Annotated in this window: 19 protein-coding genes and 1 other annotated feature; of the genes, 4 read left to right on the top strand and 15 right to left on the bottom strand. The window is 53.8% G+C overall.

Annotated elements, in window-relative coordinates; genetic code table 11:
• A partial coding sequence (locus GZ1_RS03685; protein WP_167346357.1) for a peptide ABC transporter substrate-binding protein occupies positions 1-859 on the bottom strand: 859 nt, incomplete at its 3' end.
• A 417-nt stretch (positions 860-1,276) separates the two neighbouring features.
• Here GZ1_RS03685 and GZ1_RS03680 point away from each other — a divergent pair.
• Positions 1,277-1,651, top strand: coding sequence for a DUF3899 domain-containing protein (locus tag GZ1_RS03680; RefSeq protein WP_033004677.1), 375 nt, complete (start codon positions 1,277-1,279; stop codon positions 1,649-1,651).
• 49 nt (positions 1,652-1,700) lie between these two features.
• Positions 1,701-1,933 (top strand) — a binding site (T-box leader).
• A 50-nt stretch (positions 1,934-1,983) separates the two neighbouring features.
• The gene (gene trpS, locus GZ1_RS03675) at positions 1,984-2,970 is read left to right on the top strand and encodes a tryptophan--tRNA ligase (RefSeq protein ID WP_013146076.1); all 987 of its coding nucleotides are present in this window, start codon (positions 1,984-1,986) and stop codon (positions 2,968-2,970) included.
• A gap of 61 nt (positions 2,971-3,031) precedes the next feature.
• Here trpS and GZ1_RS03670 read toward each other — a convergent pair whose 3' ends face one another.
• The 5 genes from GZ1_RS03670 to GZ1_RS03650 form a co-directional block, all read right to left on the bottom strand.
• Positions 3,032-3,772 carry a YjbA family protein gene (locus tag GZ1_RS03670; RefSeq protein ID WP_015374151.1) on the bottom strand — a complete coding sequence of 247 codons (741 nt, stop codon included), beginning with the start codon at positions 3,770-3,772 and terminating at the stop codon, positions 3,032-3,034.
• An 85-nt stretch (positions 3,773-3,857) separates the two neighbouring features.
• The gene (locus GZ1_RS03665; protein ID WP_015374150.1) at positions 3,858-4,064 is read right to left on the bottom strand and encodes a YuzI family membrane protein; all 207 of its coding nucleotides are present in this window, start codon (positions 4,062-4,064) and stop codon (positions 3,858-3,860) included.
• Positions 4,065-4,200: 136 nt separating this feature from the next.
• Positions 4,201-5,001, bottom strand: a complete 801-nt coding sequence (locus GZ1_RS03660) for a DUF2268 domain-containing putative Zn-dependent protease (RefSeq protein WP_060787899.1) — start codon at positions 4,999-5,001, stop codon at positions 4,201-4,203.
• Between the two features lie 144 nt (positions 5,002-5,145).
• Positions 5,146-6,384: a beta-ketoacyl-ACP synthase II gene (fabF, locus tag GZ1_RS03655; protein ID WP_015374148.1), complete on the bottom strand. Its 1,239-nt coding sequence runs from the start codon at positions 6,382-6,384 to the stop codon at positions 5,146-5,148.
• Positions 6,385-6,426: 42 nt separating this feature from the next.
• Positions 6,427-7,359 carry a beta-ketoacyl-ACP synthase III gene (locus tag GZ1_RS03650; protein WP_011230305.1) on the bottom strand — a complete coding sequence of 311 codons (933 nt, stop codon included), beginning with the start codon at positions 7,357-7,359 and terminating at the stop codon, positions 6,427-6,429.
• Positions 7,360-7,645: 286 nt separating this feature from the next.
• Here GZ1_RS03650 and GZ1_RS03645 point away from each other — a divergent pair, with 286 nt between their 5' ends.
• Complete coding sequence (locus GZ1_RS03645; RefSeq protein ID WP_060787898.1) at positions 7,646-7,897, top strand: hypothetical protein; 252 nt, start codon at positions 7,646-7,648, stop codon at positions 7,895-7,897.
• Positions 7,898-8,062: 165 nt separating this feature from the next.
• Here the strand turns inward: GZ1_RS03645 and GZ1_RS03640 are convergent, their stop codons facing one another.
• On the bottom strand, positions 8,063-8,803 hold the full coding sequence (locus tag GZ1_RS03640; protein ID WP_020753723.1) for an alpha/beta fold hydrolase: 741 nt from the start codon (positions 8,801-8,803) through the stop codon (positions 8,063-8,065).
• 133 nt (positions 8,804-8,936) lie between these two features.
• Here GZ1_RS03640 and GZ1_RS03635 point away from each other — a divergent pair, with 133 nt between their 5' ends.
• Positions 8,937-9,125, top strand: coding sequence for a YjzD family protein (locus GZ1_RS03635; RefSeq protein WP_011230302.1), 189 nt, complete (start codon positions 8,937-8,939; stop codon positions 9,123-9,125).
• 464 nt (positions 9,126-9,589) lie between these two features.
• Here GZ1_RS03635 and clpB read toward each other — a convergent pair whose 3' ends face one another.
• The 8 genes from clpB to argJ form a co-directional block, all read right to left on the bottom strand.
• A complete protein-coding gene (gene clpB / locus GZ1_RS03630; RefSeq protein ID WP_060787897.1) occupies positions 9,590-12,187 on the bottom strand; it encodes an ATP-dependent chaperone ClpB in 2,598 nt (865 codons plus the stop codon).
• A 107-nt stretch (positions 12,188-12,294) separates the two neighbouring features.
• Positions 12,295-12,474, bottom strand: coding sequence for a YjzC family protein (locus GZ1_RS03625; protein ID WP_011230299.1), 180 nt, complete (start codon positions 12,472-12,474; stop codon positions 12,295-12,297).
• 184 nt (positions 12,475-12,658) lie between these two features.
• Positions 12,659-13,597, bottom strand: coding sequence for an ornithine carbamoyltransferase (argF, locus tag GZ1_RS03620; RefSeq protein WP_060787896.1), 939 nt, complete (start codon positions 13,595-13,597; stop codon positions 12,659-12,661).
• Positions 13,594-16,722 (bottom strand): carbamoyl-phosphate synthase (glutamine-hydrolyzing) large subunit, encoded by a 3,129-nt coding sequence (gene carB, locus GZ1_RS03615; protein WP_060787895.1) that lies wholly within the window; start codon positions 16,720-16,722, stop codon positions 13,594-13,596. Before carB ends, argF begins: the two co-directional genes overlap by 4 nt.
• The gene (locus GZ1_RS03610) at positions 16,715-17,779 is read right to left on the bottom strand and encodes a carbamoyl phosphate synthase small subunit (protein WP_060787894.1); all 1,065 of its coding nucleotides are present in this window, start codon (positions 17,777-17,779) and stop codon (positions 16,715-16,717) included. Before GZ1_RS03610 ends, carB begins: the two co-directional genes overlap by 8 nt.
• Positions 17,780-17,867: 88 nt before the next feature.
• Positions 17,868-19,028, bottom strand: a complete 1,161-nt coding sequence (gene argD / locus GZ1_RS03605; protein ID WP_060787893.1) for an acetylornithine transaminase — start codon at positions 19,026-19,028, stop codon at positions 17,868-17,870.
• Entirely contained in the window at positions 19,025-19,801 is a 777-nt protein-coding gene (gene argB, locus GZ1_RS03600) for an acetylglutamate kinase (protein ID WP_060787892.1), read from the bottom strand. Before argB ends, argD begins: the two co-directional genes overlap by 4 nt.
• Positions 19,802-19,813: 12 nt before the next feature.
• Positions 19,814-21,046, bottom strand: coding sequence for a bifunctional ornithine acetyltransferase/N-acetylglutamate synthase (gene argJ, locus GZ1_RS03595; RefSeq protein WP_060787891.1), 1,233 nt, complete (start codon positions 21,044-21,046; stop codon positions 19,814-19,816).
• Positions 21,047-21,052 lie beyond the last annotated feature (6 nt).

The raw sequence follows: 21,052 nt of genomic DNA, 5'->3' as shown, positions 1-21,052 counted from the left end.
ATTTATCAACAAACTCCGCACTTAGGATAACGCGATCCGCTTTTTTCGTGTCGTAAAGGTTTACCATTGTTGCGGTCTCTTTTACGACTTTGACGTTGATTTTTTCCAGCTTGACCGTATCTTTATCCCAGTAGTTCGGGTTTTTCGCATACGTCCAGCCTTGCTCATGCTTCCATTCGCTTAAGACGAACGGGCCGTTGTACAGCGTCGTATTGGCTTCCAAACCGTATTTGTCGCCTTGGGCTTTCACGAATTTCTCGTTTTGCGGCATGAACGTGCCGAATACCGTCAGGCTGATGAAATACGGAATCGGGTTTTTCAGCTCGACTTGGAGCGTGTAGTCGTCAAGCGCTTTGACGCCCAGCTGGTCAACTGGCAGTTTGCCGGTGTTGACTTCTTCCGCGTTTTTGATGTCGTACATAATGTACGCATACTCCGCTTTCGTTTTCGGGTCAAGCACTCGTCTCCATGCGAACACGAAGTCGTGCGCCGTCACCGGATCGCCGTTTGACCATTTCGCATCTTGACGAAGCTTAAACGTATACGTTTTGCCGTCTTCGCTTACCGTGTAGCTTTCCGCTACCCCTGGCACAGGCTTATTGTCTTTCCCTAAACGGTAAAGACCTTCCATGACGTTGTTCAAAACGATGAACGATACTTCGTCCTTAGCGAGCGCCGGATCAAGCGATGGAATCTCTGATGTTTCAAGCAAGTTCAATACTTGCTCTTTCTTCTCGGCTGGCTTTTCGCCGCCCTGGCCGCCTTGGGCGTTGTCGTTGTCCTTGCCCCCGCCGCAAGCCGCGAGGAACGTTGACAGCGCGAGAAGCAGGACGAGGAAGAAAGAAAATCGCTTCTTCACTAAAAAACCCCCCTTAGGTTTATGTAGTGTATTACAAATCTTCTGAACCATTAGTTTTCAGAAGATTGTACTTACATGTTTTATTATATCCTGTATTAGTATACCTGAAAAGAATTTTTTTATTTTGCTAAATAAAAAATTTCTAATTACTTAAAACAGACAGGAAGATCGGCTTGTATTTACATCTGCATTTTACCGACTTTTGACGCTGTTGTAAATAAAAAATTTCTGTCAATATATTAGAAAACGCTTACAACATAGGTTTTTCGCCCCTCATCCCTATTGTAAAGCAAATTGTTCCTCTGTTTCCAAGATGAATACAAATTTTCTGATATAACGTTGTTAATAACATTGACAATCCTTCCTCTTACATATGTTAAAATAAAAACAACGAATTGGAAAGGCGGGAGAGACAAAATGAAACGGATCGCCGTTCGAACAGGGTGGATGGTGGCCGCTATGCTGGCGGCCAGTGCGCTTATCGTTTTCTGGCAAGGGGCATGGACGGCGGTTGCCTTTATTAACACCGCCTTTTTGCTCTCTCTTGTGCCGCTTTCGGCTGGCGGGCTTTTGTTCGTTTACGAGCGCGGGTTTTTCAGCGGATTTGCCTACGGATTCCGCCGGCTGCGCAAAAGCGCAACGAAAGCGGAGCGCTATATGGAAGAAATGGCCGAGGAAAGCGAGGCGGACGAGCCCCCCGGTCCGGCGCGGTTTGCCATCACGTACCCGCTCCTTTTTGCCGGACTCCTTTTGTTTCTCGCGATGATCGCCGCCGGATATGCCTTGCAATAAGGTTGCAACAGCTGAATGTTTTCCGTATAATATAAGGCAAATCTAGAATAACCGAGCGATGAGAAAGAAAAGTACATATGGCGATGCCTTCAGAGAGCTTGTGGACGGTGCGAACAAGCGGCTAGCCATATGGAATGGGCTTTCGAGCTTCCCGCCGAACCGGCGACGCAGTAGGCGGGGACGTTCCCCGCGTTACAGGGGGCCATGCGCTAAGCATGGGTTGAGCGATTGCGCTTGTCGGCGCAATAAGTAGGGTGGCACCGCGGTCCTACCGTCCCTATCAGAGGGATGGCGGGGCCTTTTTTATTTTTTGCTTGAGGGAGTGAAGATCGATGAAAACCATTTTTTCCGGCATTCAGCCAAGCGGCGTCATCACCCTTGGCAACTACATCGGGGCGCTGCGGCAGTTTGTCGAGCTGCAGCATGAATACAACTGCTATTTTTGCATCGTTGACCAACACGCCATTACCGTTTGGCAAGACCCACACGAACTGCGGCAAAACATCCGCCGCCTCGCCGCTTTGTATTTAGCAGTCGGCATCGACCCGACGCAAGCGACGTTGTTCATCCAGTCAGAAGTGCCGGCGCACGCTCAAGCCGCTTGGATGCTGCAGTGCATCGTTTATATCGGCGAACTTGAGCGGATGACGCAATTTAAAGAAAAATCGGCCGGCAAAGAGGCGGTCAGCGCCGGACTGCTCACGTACCCGCCGCTGATGGCCGCTGACATTTTGCTTTATAACACCGACATCGTCCCGGTCGGCGATGATCAAAAGCAGCATATCGAATTGACGCGGGATCTGGCCGAGCGCTTCAACAAACGGTATGGCGAGCTGTTCACGATCCCTGAGGCGCGCATTCCGAAAGTCGGCGCCCGCATCATGTCGCTTGTCGACCCGACGAAAAAAATGAGCAAATCCGACCCCAACCCGAAAGCGTACATCACACTGCTTGACGATGCGAAAACGATCGAGAAGAAGATCAAAAGCGCGGTCACTGACTCGGAAGGAACGATTCGCTACGACAAAGAAGCGAAGCCAGGCATTTCGAACTTGCTCAATATTTATTCGACGCTATCCGGTCAATCGATCGAGGAGTTGGAGCGGCAATACGAAGGAAAAGGATACGGCGTCTTCAAAGCCGACCTCGCTCAAGTCGTCATTGAAACGCTTCGACCGATTCAAGAGCGGTATCACCATTGGATGGAAAGCGAGGAGCTTGACCGCGTGTTGGATGAAGGGGCGGAAAAAGCAAATCGGGTTGCATCGGAAATGGTGCGCAAAATGGAGCAAGCCATGGGGCTCGGGCGGCGGCGGTAAATAGCCGCATCGAGCGAAGCCATACAAAAACGGGCAGGCGCCTATCGCCTTGGCCCGTTTTTTAATTGACTTTTGGTTCTTGCTCCATTTCCCACAGTTTTTCGAAAAATGGCTGCCCTTTGATCAAGTTTTCGCACAGCTGCTCATGCCGTTCGGACCACCCGTATTTCGTCTCGTTATACAATTGTTCCCACGCTTCATCAAAAGACATTTTTTGAATAGCGGCGTATTTTTCCGGCGCCCATTCCGTATACCAATAGCGCATCTGGGCCGTATTTTTTGTCGAATAAAGCTGGTCAAGCGCCATAAACAACAGCTGTTTCAACTGCCGCTCTTTGCGCGTGAGTCCGCACATCAGTTCCGGAGCCGGCGATAAAATATGGTATTCTTTTTCATACCTCGGCAGCGGATAGTCCCGTTCCTCCGCTTCGGCCGCCATTTCGTAGACGAGTTGTTCCTGACGCGGAATGAGACGGCTTTTGCGAATCGGGATTTGATAACCGATTGTATCGACAGCCAAAACGCCGGCGCCGTCCGTGACAACGAAACAATAGTCCAGCTGGATGCGTTCATGGTTTTTGCGGACATACGCCTTCTGATGCACATCGTCTAGCAGCGGTTTTGGAAGCTCGGACAAGCTGTTTTCAATGTAATGAAACAGGGCCGGAGATACTTTTAACAATGGCACTTGGTCAAGCAGCTCGATTTGATCGTCCTTGCGCCATTCATGGAAATGGCAGACGTTGTATCCGTTCTCTTCGCCTTCAAACCAGTTGACCCAAATGTCGTGCAGATAAAGCATGCGAGACCCCTCACTTCCAGACGTGTTTGTCCATCAGTATAGGCAGAGGGACAGAATTTTATTCCATTTCGTCCTCTTTTCCCCTCTAGGAGCTGCGGCTTGGAAACGTCAAGCTCCCCCACATCAAAAGAAGGCCAATAGGGAATAAATAACATTCCACCCTTGTCGAAATATAAGACAAGTATTCGTGAAAACCGCGCTCTGGGGTGATGATGTTTAAATAAGCGATCACCATCATGCCGCCGACGACCGAAAAACCAAAGCCGACCAAATAAAAAAACAGGCGGACCACCGGGCTTTCCCTTCTTTCTTGTCCACGTCCTTGTTCTACATATATGTCGGCGTCATGGACAACATGCCTGTTTGCGCCCGATGTCCCTAAGATTCTTGTGATAACCGGACAGCGGCGTCCGCCATGCGGTTTCGAGCTAAGACGCTCCCTGTTTGTCTGAAAAGCCCGCCAACTCCGCGATGTCTTTCGTTTCCATCGTCATCAATTGGGTGAGCGAATATCCTCTTTCCAGGCAGCGACGGACGATGGCATACCCAACGGCATAGCCCCCCATTTTCGGATGCCATCCAAGTCCGTACAAAATGCGGGAAGTATGCGGATGCGAAACGGGCAAATGTTTATTCGGGACTATATAGCGCCGCCAAAACCGTTCCATCTCCCGATCGGTGTAATACTTCGTCCATCCCGCACACTGTTCGGCGCCGACTGTCTCGGCGACGGCATGCTCCGCCAATCCTTCCATCACGACGGCATCCAGCAACGTCGCATCTTCGCCTTCGTTCGGCAACTGCTTGAGACGGCATACATGGTTGTATTCATGCGCCAACAACGCGGCGATCTCCTCGTCGCCATGATCCGGCAGCAAGAAGAAAAACAATTTATCAGCAAACGCCACCCCGCCTTTTCCTTGAAACTCGCGCGCAAGCTTCCAGTTTTCGTCATCGGCCGGCAGCAAACATACCGGAACGTCTGGCCCCTTCCATATCCCCCGTTGCCGTTCATACAAACGGCCAAGACGTTCCCAAAGACGGCGCTCTTTCATCTCCGGCAAAAGCCGCTCGGCCTGTCGAGTGCTTCGGTACATGCCATACAGCCGTAAATAGCTGTAAATCTCACGCGCCGGCATCTTGCCAAAAAGCGGCGCCAACCGTGCGCACAACCGGAGCGGATCGCCTTCATCCTCTTCCAGCCATCGATCGGTCGGAAGCAATCCCATCGCTTTTCCCTCCTTTTCTCTTACGTTATGTCGGCAGGGAAAAGACGGTGAAACAAAACAAAAAAGAGAGCCTGACGCTGAACCGAACCCGCCGTTAGTCACGCGTTTTCAGCTCTGCTCAACCAAGGCTCTCCTTTTCATCCATTACACATATTTTTTAAAAATCAATGTCGCATTATGGCCGCCAAATCCAAATGAGTTGCTTAAGACCGCACGCACGTCTTGCTTGCGCGCTTCATTCGGCACATAGTCGAGGTCGCATTCCGGATCCGGTGTTTCGTAGTTGATCGTCGGCGGAATGATGCCGTCGCGGATCGCCAGCACGGAGAAAATCGCTTCCACCGCACCGGTCGCCCCGAGCAAATGCCCGGTCATCGACTTCGTCGAGCTGACAGCGAGCTTATAGGCATGATCGCCGAATACTTCTTTGATCGCCGCCGTCTCATACTTATCATTGTACTCGGTGCTCGTGCCGTGGGCGTTGATGTAATCGATCTCCTCCGGCTTCAGGCCAGCGTCTTGAAGCGCCTGGCGCATCGCCCGCACGCCGCCTTCGCCGCCCGGCGCCGGCGCGGTGATATGGTACGCATCAGCGGTCGCACCGTAACCGACAATTTCGGCGTAAATCTTCGCGCCGCGGCGCAACGCGTGCTCCAATTCCTCAAGAACAACGATGCCTGCTCCCTCACCCATGACGAAACCGTCGCGGTTTTTGTCAAATGGGCGGCTCGCCGTTTTTGGATCTGGATTGGTTGAAAGAGCCGTATTGGCGCAAAAACCGGCGAACGACATTTTCGTAATCGGCGCTTCCGTCCCGCCGGTGATCATGACATCGGCGTCGCCGCGCTGAATGACTTTAAACGCATCACCGATCGAGTTCGCCCCGGTCGCGCAAGCGGTCACCGTGCACGAATTGATCCCTTTCGCTCCGAGGATGATCGATACTTGCCCAGCGGCCATATCCGGGATCATCATTGGCACGAAAAACGGGCTCACTCGGCGATAACCGCGCTGCTGGAAAATCTCAAACTGCTGTTCAAACGTCTCCATGCCGCCGATGCCAGAACCAATCCAGACGCCGACCCGTTCAGCGTTGCTTTCATGAATGTCGAGATTGGCATCTTTGACCGCCATGAGCGCCGCCGCGACGGCGAATTGGGTAAATCGGTCCATCTTCCGCGCCTCGCGGCGGTCGATAAACAGCGACGGATCGAAGTCTTTCACTTCCGCCGCCACTTTCGCCGGAAAGTCGTCCGGATTGACGCGAGTGACAATGTCGATGCCGGACTGGCCGGCGATGATGTTTTTCCACGTCGTTTCTGCGTCATTCCCAAGCGGGGTGACGGCGCCTATGCCTGTCACGACGACTCGTCTTTTTTCCATCGTTTCCGTCTCTCCTTTTTTATTTCGATAATATACGTGCCGTTAACGGCCCCAGCGCAAAGCGATCGCGCCCCACGTCAGCCCGCCGCCGAAGCCGACCATAATGATGAGATCATCGTCATGGATTTTGCCCGCTTCCAACTCTTCTACAAGCGAAATCGGAATAGATGCGGCCGACGTGTTGCCATATCGACGGATGGTTGTCGATATTTTCTCTTCTGGCAGCTCGAGCCGCTGTCTGGCCGCTTCGACGATGCGAATGTTCGCTTGATGCGGAATGAGAAAGTCGACATCGTCTTTCGTGAGCCCGGCTTTTTCAAGCACACGCACGCTTGATTCTCCCATTTGCCGGACGGCGAACTTGAATACTTCACGGCCGTTCATGACGATATATTCGTCTTTGTATAAATGTTTTCCTCCTGTTCCGTCAGCTCCCAACTCGAAAGATAAAATCCCGCGCCCGGGCGACACCGGACCCATGACGACCGCTCCGGCGCCGTCGCCGAACAGCACCGCCGTGTTGCGGTCGGTCCAATCGGTGATTTTCGATAGTTTGTCTGCCCCCACTACTAATATATACTTGTAGGCGCCTGTGTCAATAAATTGGGCGGCCGTGACCATCCCGTACATAAACCCCGCGCAGGCAGCGCTAATATCAAGCGCAGCGGCGTTGACGGCGCCAAGCCGCTCTTGCAGCATGCAAGCGACCGACGGAAACGGACGGTCCGGGGTGACAGTGGCAACTAAAATGAGATCAATGTCCTTCGCCTCCATGCCAGCGTCTTGAAGCGCCCTTTTGGCGGCAAAATACGCCATATCGGACGTATCAATGTCATCCGCGGCGATGCGGCGCTCCTCGATCCCGGTGCGCGTTCGGATCCATTCATCCGATGTATCCATCATTTTTTCCAAATCAAAGTTGGTCAACACTTTCTCCGGCACATAGCGGCCGACCCCGATAATTCCTGCTCCCATATGGTCCATCTCCTCTTTCCCAAAATGGCGAAAAAATGCTCACGCTGACAACCAAACTTGAATGTACAATCAGTATACATCACCAATTATTATTACTTGGTACTAATTTTAGCCGAAAGAGCGTGGATGCGCAATAGAAAACGAAAGTTGAACGAGCGCTTTCCGTTCCCCTAAGGCATTTGTCCAAACCGCTTTTTCCTTTCTGCCATACAATACAAATACGAGCAACCATCGCATGAAAGCAATACAAATACGAGCAACCATCGCATGAAAGGGAGGATCGCCCATGGCCAACGGCGAAGCACAAGAACAACATCGCGAACGGCAAGACCATTTTTCCCGTCTAATGTTCGGATCTTTTCCTTCTCGCGCAACCGGCGAGCGCGAAGATCAAGGGAGCGGGGCAGAACCGCCTTTACTGCCGAACATCGATTTCATGAAGCTGTTTGAAAACGTCAATACGCTAGCCGACTCATGGCAACAATTAAAACCGCTCGTGAAAAAGATCACCTCGCTCGTCGACTTATTGAAAAAATAGCAGGGGCTGATCCAAAAAAGCGGTAATACCCCTATCTGAGGCAACATGGAAAAATAGACCACCTTGAAAACCCGGTACAACCACGGGGGTCAGAGGTGGTCTTTTCAATACTTGGGTGAAATTTCATCAAAAAGGAGCTTTTGAGTCAGCTCCTGCCCTTGTCGTTTACGGGAGTTCATTGTATTGGCAGAAAAATTGCCCGATTTGCCGAGCCAGTTGGCGCCGTTTCTCCGGCAGCTCGTAAACGACGCGCACCCGGTTGTTTGTCGTTTTCATCCATTGTTCATATTTACGGCTATGCAAGGCGGATGGATACGGGCTCACTCCGGCCAGCTGCCAAATCGTCACCGGAACGTCATGAGGACTGAGAAAGAGGGACGGAACAGCCTCGGGCACCTCCTCTTCTTTCAAGCCATAGGCAGTCGCGATTTCCCTCACCATCCGCCGGTACACGAATGGATGTTCCTGTTCATAGTCAAGCTGGGCGCGTACGTCAAGGCAAGGGTTGATCATGGCGACGGCGCGGATTTGACTTGGCATGGCGCCAAGCAGTTGCAAGGCAACGAGCGCGCCCATTCCTTCGGCAACGATATAGATGCGCTGGTTCACAATTTCGCTTTTCAACACCGAGTAAATGAGCTGGCGCGCCAGCCGGACCGCTTTCGGACTTCCCCAATGCCGGCCGTACAAATGGGACGAAAAGACCGTATACCCACGTTTCAACCAATCTCCCAGCCATTGGCGCCGCCCCGGATGTTCGAGCCAAAAACTCGTCTGTTCGTTCACAAAATGGTCGCCGTCTCCCATTAAAAAAAGGGCAAACCCATTTGGGCGCTCCGGCACGTGAACGATGCACCATTGCTCATCGAGTTGAAAAAACCGCCGTTGTCCTGCCATCGTTTCCATTCACCCTTGTTTGGCAATGCATAATGGTACAGTATACGATATGCGCGGCCAAAAAAAACGTCCGGGTATATGCCTACGCGACAAATTGTGATAAGATAAGAAAAGGAATGACGAGAAGATGGGAGGAACAAAGATGCGCTTGTTTTGGACGTTTTTTTGGACGTTTTTGCTCGTGCAAATGGCAACGTACGTCATGGGCTCGATGCAAGGGATCGGCTATAACTTCGCAACCGGTGCTTTGCTTGGCGTCATCGTGACGATCTTAGTCTTCGTGATTGCAGCCCTGATTCCGGACGAGCCGGCCGGGGATCACCATCATTGATCATTCGCTTCATAAGACAACGCCTTGGGGTGAAAGTCCCAAGGCGTTGTTTTTTGTCATCTTTAACCGAGAATCCTCCCACTTCAACACCTATATATAGATGCAATTTGAAGCTTTAACATTTGTAGCTTTTACCGAGCATTTGATCGACTGTCGGGCGACCGAACAACGCCGCTTTCAGACCCATGTATGGGTTATGGGTCTGTGAAGCGGGTGGTTGTTCGGTCTTCCGTCACGCCTTGGCGTGACGGAGGCAAGCCTGTGGCTTGCCTTCGACAGTCGAAAAATGGACAAGCGACTTTTCCATCAAGGATATGTTAAACTTTTTCGTTGCATCTATATAGGTGTCAATGGAGGAGCATTCCATCCCTATTGATCTAGACTTGTGTTTTCCGTCCATGCTCAAACAATGCGACCAACCCGGCAGACAGGAAGCACGTCTCTCCGCGTCGGCGGCGCCCCCTTCAGCTCGTTTGCGCCGACGGACGAATGACGATCTGCCCGTTGTCAACATCGACCGTGACGGTGCTGTAATCTTTCACCCGCCCAGCGATCAGCTCTTTCGCAAGCGGCGTTTCGATTTGCTTTTGCATAAACCGTTTGAGCGGGCGGGCGCCGTATACTGGGTCGAAGCCCGCTTCGGCGATGTATTGCTTCGCCGCTTCGGTCAGCACGAGTTCGATATGCCGATCGGCCAAACGGGCCGACAGCTCGCGGGCGAACTTTTCGACGATGCCTTTCACTTCATTCATCGACAATGGTTTAAACAAGACGATATCGTCGATCCGGTTTAAAAATTCTGGGCGGAAATGGGCGCGCAGTTGGTCAAACACTTGTTTGCGCGTTTCTTCATCGATGTCGCCCTGTTTGTTTTCCAACAACAGCGGCGATCCGATGTTCGATGTCATAATGACGACCGTGTTTTTAAAGTCGACCGTCCGCCCTTGCGAATCGGTGAGCCGTCCGTCATCCAGCAGCTGCAGCAGGATGTTGAACACGTCCGGATGAGCTTTTTCGATTTCATCGAACAACAGAACGGAATACGGCTTGCGCCGCACTGCCTCGGTCAGCTGGCCGCCTTCCTCATAGCCGACATAGCCAGGCGGCGCTCCGATCAAGCGGGAGACGGCGTGTTTTTCCATATACTCGGACATGTCAAGACGGATGAGCTGCTCCTCGCTGTCAAACAGCGCCTCGGCGAGCGCTTTGGCCAGCTCCGTTTTGCCGACGCCGGTCGGTCCGAGGAACAAAAACGATCCGATCGGGCGGTTCGGGTCTTTCATGCCGGCCCGCGCCCGCAAGACGGCGTCAGCGACAAGCTCGACCGCTTCGTCTTGACCGATGACCCGTCTATGCAGCAATTCATGAAGGCGAAGCAGCTTTTCTCTCTCTCCCTCGACGAGGCGGGTGAGCGGAATGCCCGTCCAGCGTGACACGATTTCGGCAATCTCTTCTTCCGTCACTTCCTCGCGCAGCAATTTCCCTTCACTTTGCTCACTGATTTCTTGCTCGAGCTGTTTGAGTTGCTTTTCCAACTGCGGAATGCGGCCATGGCGAAGCTCCGCCGCCTTGTTTAAATCATACTCGTTTTCCGCCTCTTCCAGTTCGCGTTTTGCCCGCTCGAGCGCCTCGCGCAAACGGCGGACGCGGTCAAGCGCCTCTTTTTCTTTTTGCCATTGCGCTTTCATGGCGTTCGCCTTTTCACGCAAATCGGCAAGTTCTTTTTGCAATGCCGCAAGCCGCTCGCGGCTCGCTTCGTCCGTTTCTTTGCTTAAGGCCGCCTCTTCAATTTCAAGCTGCATGACGCGGCGCATCACTTCGTCCAGCTCCGACGGCATCGATTCCATTTCCGTCCGGATCGTCGCGCACGCTTCATCGACCAAATCGATCGCTTTGTCAGGCAAAAAGCGGTCAGAGATGTAACGGTCGGACAAAACGGCGGCCGCGACGAGCGCGCGATCGTGGATTTTCACTCCATGGTGCACTTCATACCGTTCTTTCAATCCGCGCAAAATCGAAATCGTGTCCTCGACACTCGGCTCTTGGACAAGCACTTGTTGGAAGCGGCGCTCGAGCGCCGGGTCTTTTTCGATGTATTGCCGGTACTCATCAAGCGTCGTCGCCCCAATGCAGCGCAACTCGCCGCGGGCAAGCATCGGCTTGAGCATATTGCCGGCGTCCATCGCCCCTTCCGCTCTGCCGGCGCCGACGATTGTATGCAGTTCGTCAATAAATAAAATGATGCGGCCGTCGCTTTTTTTGATTTCATTGAGCACCGCTTTCAGCCGTTCTTCAAATTCACCTCGAAACTTTGCTCCGGCGACGAGCGCGCTCATATCAAGAGCGAAAATCGTTTTGTCTTTCAGCCCTTCCGGGACGTCTTTGCGCACGATGCGTTGAGCGAGCCCTTCGACAATAGCGGTCTTCCCGACGCCCGGCTCGCCGATCAACACCGGGTTGTTTTTCGTCTTCCGCGACAAAATGCGGATGATGCGGCGAATTTCACTGTCGCGGCCGATGACCGGGTCGATTTTTCCCGCTTTCGCTTCCGCGACAAGGTCGCGCCCGTATTTTGCCAACGCTTCATAGGTTGCTTCCGGATGTGGACTCGTCACGCGTTGATTCCCCCTTACCTTTCTCACGGCTTCTACCAGTGCTTCCTCTGTCAAGCCAAACGATGCCAGTTGCCGGGCAACCGGCTCGGCGCCATGAGACAGCGCGAGCAGCACATGTTCGACCGATATGTACTCATCTTGCATTCGTTTCGCTTCGTTTTCCGCCCCCTCAAGCAGCCGCGCCAAGGCAGGCGCAACGTACATCTGTCCCTCTCCCGCTCCGTGCACTTCCGGCTTTTGGCGAAGCCGGTCTTGCAGCCAGCGGATCGCCTGAGCGCGGTCGGCGCCGCAAAGGGCAAACAGCCGCGGCGCCAAGCCATCTTCTTGCTCGAGGAGCGCCAGCAGAAGATGTTCGACATCAAGCTGTTGATGATGTCGTTCTTTGGCGAGCGACTGCGCCGCCATCAGCGCCTCTTGCAGTTTTTCCGTCAAACGGCTTGCGTCCATGCCGTTCCCTCCATTTGACCTTCTTTGACCATAAATCATTATAGCCGATCGCGAAGCACACGGCAAATCAAAAGCCACTCCATACTTGGAATGGCTTTTGTTGTACTTCACGGTTTGCGCAAATACGTCCAATGTCGATTATGGTTCGACGTTTCTGGAAACGTATCGCCGGCTTTCAGTTTCAGCTTTTTCGGGTGCTTTACATTGTCTCCCGTTTCGCCGATTTCAATATACACGCCGTTGTTCGGCGCTTTATCGCCTGGTTTGAAATGGCGCGGTTGGCCCATTTGTTTCATCCCCCTTGCTTCGATTGCATTTGTTATCATGCCCGGTTTCATCGCTGTTCATAAGAAGGAAAATGATGGAGGATCGCAAACGGAACGCCAAGCTGTTCACAACGAAAAGGAGCTCTCCCCTCGAAATCCTTTTCAAAGTGAAAAAGGAACTCCCGAAACGGGAATTCCCCCTTTGCTATAAAACGGACAACAAAATCGCTTTTTGCGCATGAAGCCGGTTGCCGGCCTGCTCAAAGACGACCGAGTTCGGACCGTCCATGACGCCGGCCGTCACTTCTTCGCCGCGGTGGGCCGGCAGACAATGCAAAAAGAGATAATCCGGTTTTGCCGCTTTGACGAGCTCTTCGTTGACTTGATACGGCTGAAACACTTGCAGCCGCTCAGCACTTTCGCTTTCTTGGCCCATGCTCGTCCAGACATCCGTATAAATCGCATCCGCCCCCGCCACCGCTACAAGCGGGTCGTGCGTCACCACAACGGTTGCCCCGGTTTTCTCGCCGATCTGGCGCGCTGCCTCGACATATTCTTTCTTTGGCTCATAGCCCGGCGGACAGGCGATGGCGACATCCATGCCGACTTTCGCCGCGGCCACAAGCAAGGCGTTGGCGACGTTGTTCCCGTCGCCGACATAGGCGAGCTTGACGCCTTGGAACGTTTTCTTCACTTCATAAATCGTCAGCAAATCCGCCAGCGCCTGGCAGGGATGATCGTCGTCCGTCAAGCCGTTGATGACCGGAACGGACGCATACTCGGCCAATTCCTCGACTTTTTGATGGGCAAACGTCCGAATCATAATGACATCGACGTATTGCGACAAGACGCGCGCGGTATCCGCAATCGTTTCACCGCGGCCAAGCTGCAAATCGTTGCCGTTTAAATACATCGCCTGGCCGCCAAGCTGGATCATGCCGACTTCAAACGACACGCGCGTGCGCGTTGACGGCTTTTCAAAAATCATCGCCATTGTTTTCCCGGAAAGCGGCGTATACGATACACCGGCTTTTTGTTTCGCTTTTAAATCAGTTGCTAACGCTAGCAAGTCCAAAATTTCTTCTGTCGAGAAATCAAGAAGCGTTAAAAAATCTCTCCCTTTTAATGACATCACTGCATTCATGCGATCACCGCCTGTTCTGCCTGTTTTTTCTTTTCCAACCAGCCATGGATCGGCTGCACATCAAGATGATCGACATCGAGCGCCTGCAAGAAGAGCTTCAATGTCTCACGTTCCGTGAAGACGAGCAATTGTCGGGACAACGCAGTCATTCGTTTGTTTGCCTCGTCTTCCTCTTTGCCCAAGTTGATCACCGCGAGCGCCGTGTCGCGCTTCACCCAGTCGGCAAACGGGATATCGGACACGATCGCAAGCTGTTTTGCTTCGATTTCCGTTTCCAGTTCCTCATCGATGTTACCAATCACATACACTTCATTGGCGGTTGCTTTCTTTTGCAAGTAAGCGTAAAACGCCTTGTACGCCGCTTCTTCCGTCGTCGCGGCGATGCTGATGCCTTCACCGGTCGATTTCATCTCCGGTCCAACCATCGGGTCAACCCCCGGCAGCTTATGGCTCGAAAAGACCGGATACTTTAACACGGCGTACGGCATGACCGCCAATCCGCGAGCTTTTTCGTCAACGATGTCGACGAGTGATTTCCCAAGCAATAACTTTGTCGCAATTTGCGCCAATGGCACGCCGGTCGTTTTGCTGACGATCGGCACCGTCCGGCTCGCGCGCGGGTTCACTTCAAGGACGTATACATTGCCGTCCGCAATGACGTATTGAATGTTCATGATTCCTTTAAAGCCAAGTTTTTTCGCAATCCGGCCCGCATAGTCGATGATTTTCGCTTTTTCTTCGTCTGTGAGCGTCTGCGCCGGCAGCCAAGCATAGCTGTCGCCGGAGTGGACGCCGGCTTTTTCGACATGTTCAATGATGACCGGCAGCACGATGTCTATTCCATCCGTCACAATGTCCGCTTCCGCTTCTTTCCCATCCAAGTACGCGTCAATTAAAATCGGATACGTTAACTCGCCTTGCTCCACCAATGCCGCAAGCTGGACTTCATCGCGGACGATGAACATGCCGCGGCCGCCGATGACATACGACGGGCGAAGCAGCACCGGATAGCCGATTTCGGCCGCTTTGGCGGCGAGCTCCTCAGCGTCGTTCGCCATTAGGCCAGGCACGTGCGGAATGTCAAGCTCTTCAAGCAACTGATAAAAGCGGTCGCGGTCTTCGAGCTGGTCGATCATATCATAGGTGACGCCAAGCAGCGGCACACCGGCTTCTTCAAGACCTTTGACCAAATTGATTGCCGTCTGTCCGCCAAACTGAACGATGACATGCTTGATTTGTTCCGCTTCAATGACATCGAGGACGCTCTCTAACGTAAGCGGCTCAAAGTACAGGCGGTCGGCGACGGCAAAGTCGGTGCTCACGGTTTCCGGATTGTTGTTGATCATCACCGTTTCATAGCCTTCTTTTTGCAAGGCGAACACGCTATGAACGGAGCTGTAGTCAAACTCAATGCCTTGGCCGATGCGAATAGGTCCGGCTCCAATGATCAGCACTTTCTCCTTGCCGCTCGCTTTCTTCCGCTCGTCTTCGCCGAAATAGGTCGAGTAGTAATAATCCGTTTCCGAATGAAATTCGGCCGCGCACGTGTCGACCATTTTGTATGACGGCACGATGCCAAGTTCCTTCCGCTTGTTGCGCACCTCAAGCTCCGTCACGCCCCACGTTTCGGCCAAAAAGGCGTCGCTTGCCCCTTTTTCTTTCAAGAAGCGCAACGTCGGCTCATCGATCGTATCAATCGTGGTGGCTGCCGCTTGTTTTTCGAGCGCCACGAGCCGTTCGAACGAAGCAAGGAAAAAGCGGTCGATTTTCGTCCATTCGTGAATCGCTTCGACCGCCACCCCGCGGCGGAGCAGTTCCAAAATCGCGAAAAAGCGGCGGTCGTCTTTGTCGACAAGCAGCTGTTTCAGCTCGTCATCCGTTTTCGCCGAAAGCTCTGGCAAAAACAGTCCGTTGTTTTTGCCTTCGAGCGACTGCACCGCTTTTTGGAACGCCCGCTCCATATTGCGGTCGATCGCCATCACTTCCCCGGTCGCTTTCATTTGCGTACCGAGCTTCCGGTCCGCGTGCGGGAACTTGTCAAACGGCAAGCGCGGGAACTTGACGACGACGTAGTCCAAGGCCGGCTCGAAGCTGGCGTACGTCGTTTTCGTCACCGGATTGACGAGTTCCGCGAGCGTATAGCCGACCGCCAGCTTCGCCGCAATGCGGGCGATCGGGTAGCCGGTCGCTTTGGACGCGAGCGCTGACGAGCGGCTGACGCGCGGGTTGACTTCGATTAAGTAATATTGTTTGCTGTTCGGATCAAGGGCGAACTGAATGTTGCAGCCGCCGATGATCCCTAAGGCGGAAATAATTTTCACTGCTGAAGAACGAAGCATTTGGTACTCCTCATCGGTCAACGTCTGCGACGGTGCGACGACGATCGAATCGCCCGTATGGATGCCGACTGGATCGACGTTTTCCATATTGCAAACCGTGATGCACGTATTCGACTGGTCGCGCATCACTTCGTATTCAATTTCTTTAAACCCAGCGACGCTCCGTTCGATCAAACATTGGCGGATCGGGCTTTCGGCCAGCCCTTTCTCCACGAGCGCGAGAAACTGCTCCATGTTTTCGGCAATGCCGCCGCCCGTCCCGCCGAGCGTATACGCGGGACGAATAATGATCGGAAAACCGATTTGTTCGGCAAACGCGACCGCTTCCTCGACGCTTGTAACAATTTCGCTCTCCGGCACTGGTTCGCCAAGCTCATGCATTAACGCGCGGAACGCTTCGCGGTCTTCCCCGCGCTGAATGGCTTCAATCGGTGTTCCGAGCAGTCTCACCCCGTATTTTTCGAGCACGCCGGCTTCATGAAGCGCAAACGCCAAGTTGAGCCCGGTCTGGCCGCCGAACGTGGCGAGCAGCCCATCCGGGCGTTCTTTGGCGATGACCGCTTCGACCGCCTCGACGGTGAGCGGTTCAAAATACACGGCATCGGCATGAACTTCATCGGTCATGATCGTCGCCGGATTGTTGTTCACTAAAATGACGCGATATCCTTCTTCCTTTAAGGCGATGCACGCTTGTGTGCCGGAATAATCAAACTCGGCGGCCTGGCCGATGACAATCGGCCCCGACCCGATCAGGAGAATCGACTGAAGCGAAGAATCTTTAGGCATACACGTTCTCTCCCTTGAACACGGTTTGCAAAAATTCGTCGAAAATATAGCCGGTATCGTGCGGCCCCGGATGCGCCTCCGGATGGTATTGCACGGACAAAATCGGTTTATGGCGATGGACGATGCCCTCGACCGAACCGTCGTTGACGTTGATGAAACGAATGTCAAACGGTTTGCCCACCAAACTGCCTTCTTTGACGACATAACTATGGTTTTGTGATGTCATCATCACGTTTTGCTTCACCGCGTCCCACACCGGCTGATTGGCGCCGCGGTGCCCGAAGCGGAGTTTTTCCGTATCCGCCCCGTACGCTAAGGCGACAAGCTGATGGCCAAGGCAAATCGCAAGCGTCGGATACCGGTCGATAAGCTGACGGATAGCGGGAAGCTGATGGCTTAACTGTTTCGGATCGCCTGGGCCGTTCGAGAGGACAAGCCCGTCCGGTTTCAGCGCGTCAATCGCTTCCGGCGCCGTATCATGCGGCACGACCGTCACCCGGCAGCCGCGTGCAAGGAGCGACTGCAAAATCGACTTTTTATAGCCGAAATCGATGAGCACCAAATGCGGCCCGGCTTCGCCGTATGTTTCGATCGTTTTCGTTGACACCGCGCGCACTGGAAACGCCGCTTCCTCCTCCACAACGGCTGGAAGGGGCGACAAACTTAATTCCGCCATCATCGTCCCAGCGGTGCGGATTTCTTTCACAAGGGCGCGCGTGTCCACGTGCGCAAGAAGCGGAATGTTCCAATGCTGCAAGTATTCTGCCAAGCTGTATTTCGCCCCATAATGAAATCCTGTGCTGCTCGCTTCGTAGACGACGACCGCTTCGACGTGCGGCCGCTTGCTTTCAAAATCGTCTTCATTAATGCCATAATTGCCGATCAGCGGGTACGTAAAAACGATGATTTGGTTTTTATACGACGGGTCGGTCAACACTTCTTGATAACCGGTCATGCCGGTGAAAAAAACGATCTCCCCGCTCACCTTTTCTTCAAGCGGAGCGGCGAGCTCGCCGCTGAACGTTTTTCCGCTCGCCACATGCAAGTACGCTTTCATTGGCGCCACCTCATCGTTTGAGTTTTTATAACCGTTTAAGAATTTTTATGCATGAACAGGAATAAAAATTAAGCCGTCGGCCGTCCGTTTACAAGACGGCTGAGGCGTTGGCGTTGTTCAACACGTTTGTTAAAATGTCCACCGCTTCATCGATTTCCGCTTTCGTCACGACAAGCGGCGGCAGCAGGCGGATCACCTTCGGCCCCGCCGAGAGGACAAGCAAGCCGTTTTCATGAATCAATGGCAACAGCGGCGCGACGTCCGTTTGGCACTCGACCCCGACAAGCAGCCCGAGCCCGCGCACGTCCTTGACGATGTCAAGCGGGGCGAGCGCCTCGTTTAACCGTCCGAGCAAGTAGCTCCCCTTTTCTTGCACCTCTTGCAAAAACGCCGGATCGAACACCACTTCTAACGTCGCCTTGGCAGCGGCCATCGCGATCGGGTTGCCGCCAAACGTCGACCCGTGCACGCCAGGCCCAAACGACTCTTTCAAAAACGCTTTGCCGATCATCGCCCCAACCGGAATGCCGCTTCCAAGTCCTTTCGCCACGGTGATGATGTCGGGCTCCACGTCGAAATGCTGATAAGCAAACGGCTTTCCGGTCCGGCCGATGCCGGTTTGCACTTCGTCAATGATCAGGAGCGCGCCGTATGTTTGGCATAGCTCGGCCGCTGCTTGCAAAAACGCCGGATCCACCGGGCGGACCCCCCCTTCCCCTTGGACGACCTCAAGCATCACCGCGGCCACTTCTTTGTTCATTGCCTGCTTGAGAGCGTCGACATCATTCAGCGGCAAGTGAATGAATTCGGGAAGCAGTGGACCAAAACCGCTATGCACTTTCTCCTGCCCGGTCGCCGCCATCGTCGCGAACGTCCGTCCGTGAAACGATTGGGAAAACGTGATCACTTTGTGTCGTCCGGTATGTTTGCGCGCCAGCTTCAGCGCCGCTTCGTTCGCCTCGGCTCCGCTATTGCAGAAAAAGACGCAGTCGCCGGCGCTGTGGGCGGCGAGAAGAGAAGCAACTTCTTCCTGAATCGGAATTGTAAACAAGTTCGATACGTGCCAATATTGATTCAGCTGTTGTTCAATCGCCTTTTGCACGTGCGGATGACGATGGCCGAGATTGCAAACGGCAATGCCGGAAACAAAATCGAGATATTGTTTTCCGTTTACATCGGTCACAACCGTCCCTTCCGCGGCTTGGACGGCGATCTTCCAACGGTTGTATGTCGGAAACAGCGCGCTCATAAATATACCCCCACTTCTTTGCGAATCGTTGTGCCGTGCCATGTTCCGTTCTGGTAAAACGTCGTTTTGCCGCTGACGATCATCACCTCGGGCAGCGCATCGGACAGGGCGGACAGCGCCGCTTTCACTTTCGGAATCATCCCGCCCGTGATGACGCCGTCTTCGATCAGTCGTTCAATCGTTTCCGCCGTCGCCTCGGCCACGAGCGCGCCGTCTCGCAAAATTCCGGGCACGTTCGTCACAAACGCGAGCTGGCTGGCGCCAATGGCGGCCGCGACCGCCCCAGCCGCCGTGTCGGCGTTAATGTTGTATGTTTGCCCGTTTTGGTCGATGCCAAGCGGCGAAACGACCGGAATGTAGCCCGCCGCAAGCAGCGTGCGCAAAAGACGGGAGCGAACCGTTTTCACACGGCCGACATAGCCAAGTTTAGCAAAGTCAATCGGTTCCGCTTCGAGCAGCCCCCCGTCCACGCCGGAAACGCCGACCGCCGGCAAGCCGTTCTGCCTGAGCATCACCACAAGCTGTTTGTTCACTTTGCCGGAGAGCACCATTTCCACAACGGCAAGCACCTCTTTCGTCGTTTTCCGCAAGCCGTTGACAAACTCGCTCGGCACCGCCAGTTTTTTCAACATTTGCCCGATTTCCGGCCCGCCGCCGTGGACGATGACGACATCCATCCCTTGTTCCCGCATCATGTTCACGCTGGCAAAAAAGGCGGGAGACAGCTCATCGAGCACGCTGCCGCCGCATTTGATGACGACCGTTTTCCCCATCGTTCTCTCTCCTTACGTCCGATAGCTGGCGTTGATTTTCACATAATCGTACGTCAAGTCGCAGCCCCACGCGACGCCGAAGCCATCGCCCAAGTGCAAATCCACCTCAATGACGACCGTCTCTTGTTGCAAATACGCCGTCGCTTCTTCTTCCGAGAACGGCTGCGGCTCGCTTCCTTTCAGCATCACAATCGGCCCGATCGCGACATCAACATTGTCCGGATCAACGTCAGCGTCCGCATAGCCGATCGCGCCGATGATCCGCCCCCAGTTGGCATCCGCGCCGTAAACGGCCGTTTTCACTAAGTTGGAGCCGACGATTTGCTTGGCGATTTTTTTCGCTTCCTCATCCGTTTTCGCGCCGCGCACGCGCACTTCAATGAGCTTCGTCGCCCCCTCGCCGTCTCTGGCGATTTGCTTCGCCAAGTCTTCGCACGTTTTCCGCAGCGCCTCGTAAAAGTTCCCCCAATCCGGATGATTCGGTGTCAGCTCATCATTTCCAGCAAGACCGCTTGCCATCACCACAACCATGTCATTCGTCGACGTATCGCCATCAACCGTAATTTGGTTAAACGAAACGTCCGTAGCCGCTCGCAGAGCCGCGTGCAGCACCGTCGATGAAATATTCGCATCGGTCGTAATGAACGCGAGCATCGTCGCCATGTTCGGATGGATCATCCCCGATCCTTTCGCCGCCCCGCCGACGGTGACCGTTTTCCCATCGACGGTCGTTTGGTAACAGGCGTGCTTCATCACCGTATCCGTCGTTAAAATCGCCGTTTGAAACGCCTCCGCATCCGCCATCGTCGCCCCTGGAACAAGCTTTTCGATGCCCGCGCGAATTTTTTCCATCGGCAAATATTCCCCGATCACGCCCGTTGAAGCGACAGCCACATGGTGCAGCGCCAGGCCAAACTGTTTCGCGCACAGCTCGCGCATTTCATAGGCGTCCTTGAGCCCCTGCTCGCCGGTGCAGGCGTTCGCGCATGCGCTGTTGACGATGACCGCCTGCAATTTTTGTTCTACAGCGAGGCTCGCCTGCGTCACTTTGAGCGGCGCCGCCTGGAAATGGCTTTGCGTATACACCGCCGCCGCCGAAGCCGGCACGTCGCATAGAATAACCCCTAAATCGTTTTTCGAATAGCGCAGCCCGGCGTGCACCCCAGCTGCTTGAAATCCCTTCGGCGTGACGACCGTTCCATCGGCGACCGCCGTTACTTGCGCCGTTTGTTTCGTTGCTGTCATTGTTCG

The organism is Geobacillus zalihae NBRC 101842 (assembly GCF_001544135.1).
Classification (GTDB): Bacteria; Bacillota; Bacilli; order Bacillales; family Anoxybacillaceae; genus Geobacillus; species Geobacillus zalihae.
Note: the sequence above shows the minus strand (reverse complement) of the source record. Positions and strands in the feature narration are given on the sequence as shown.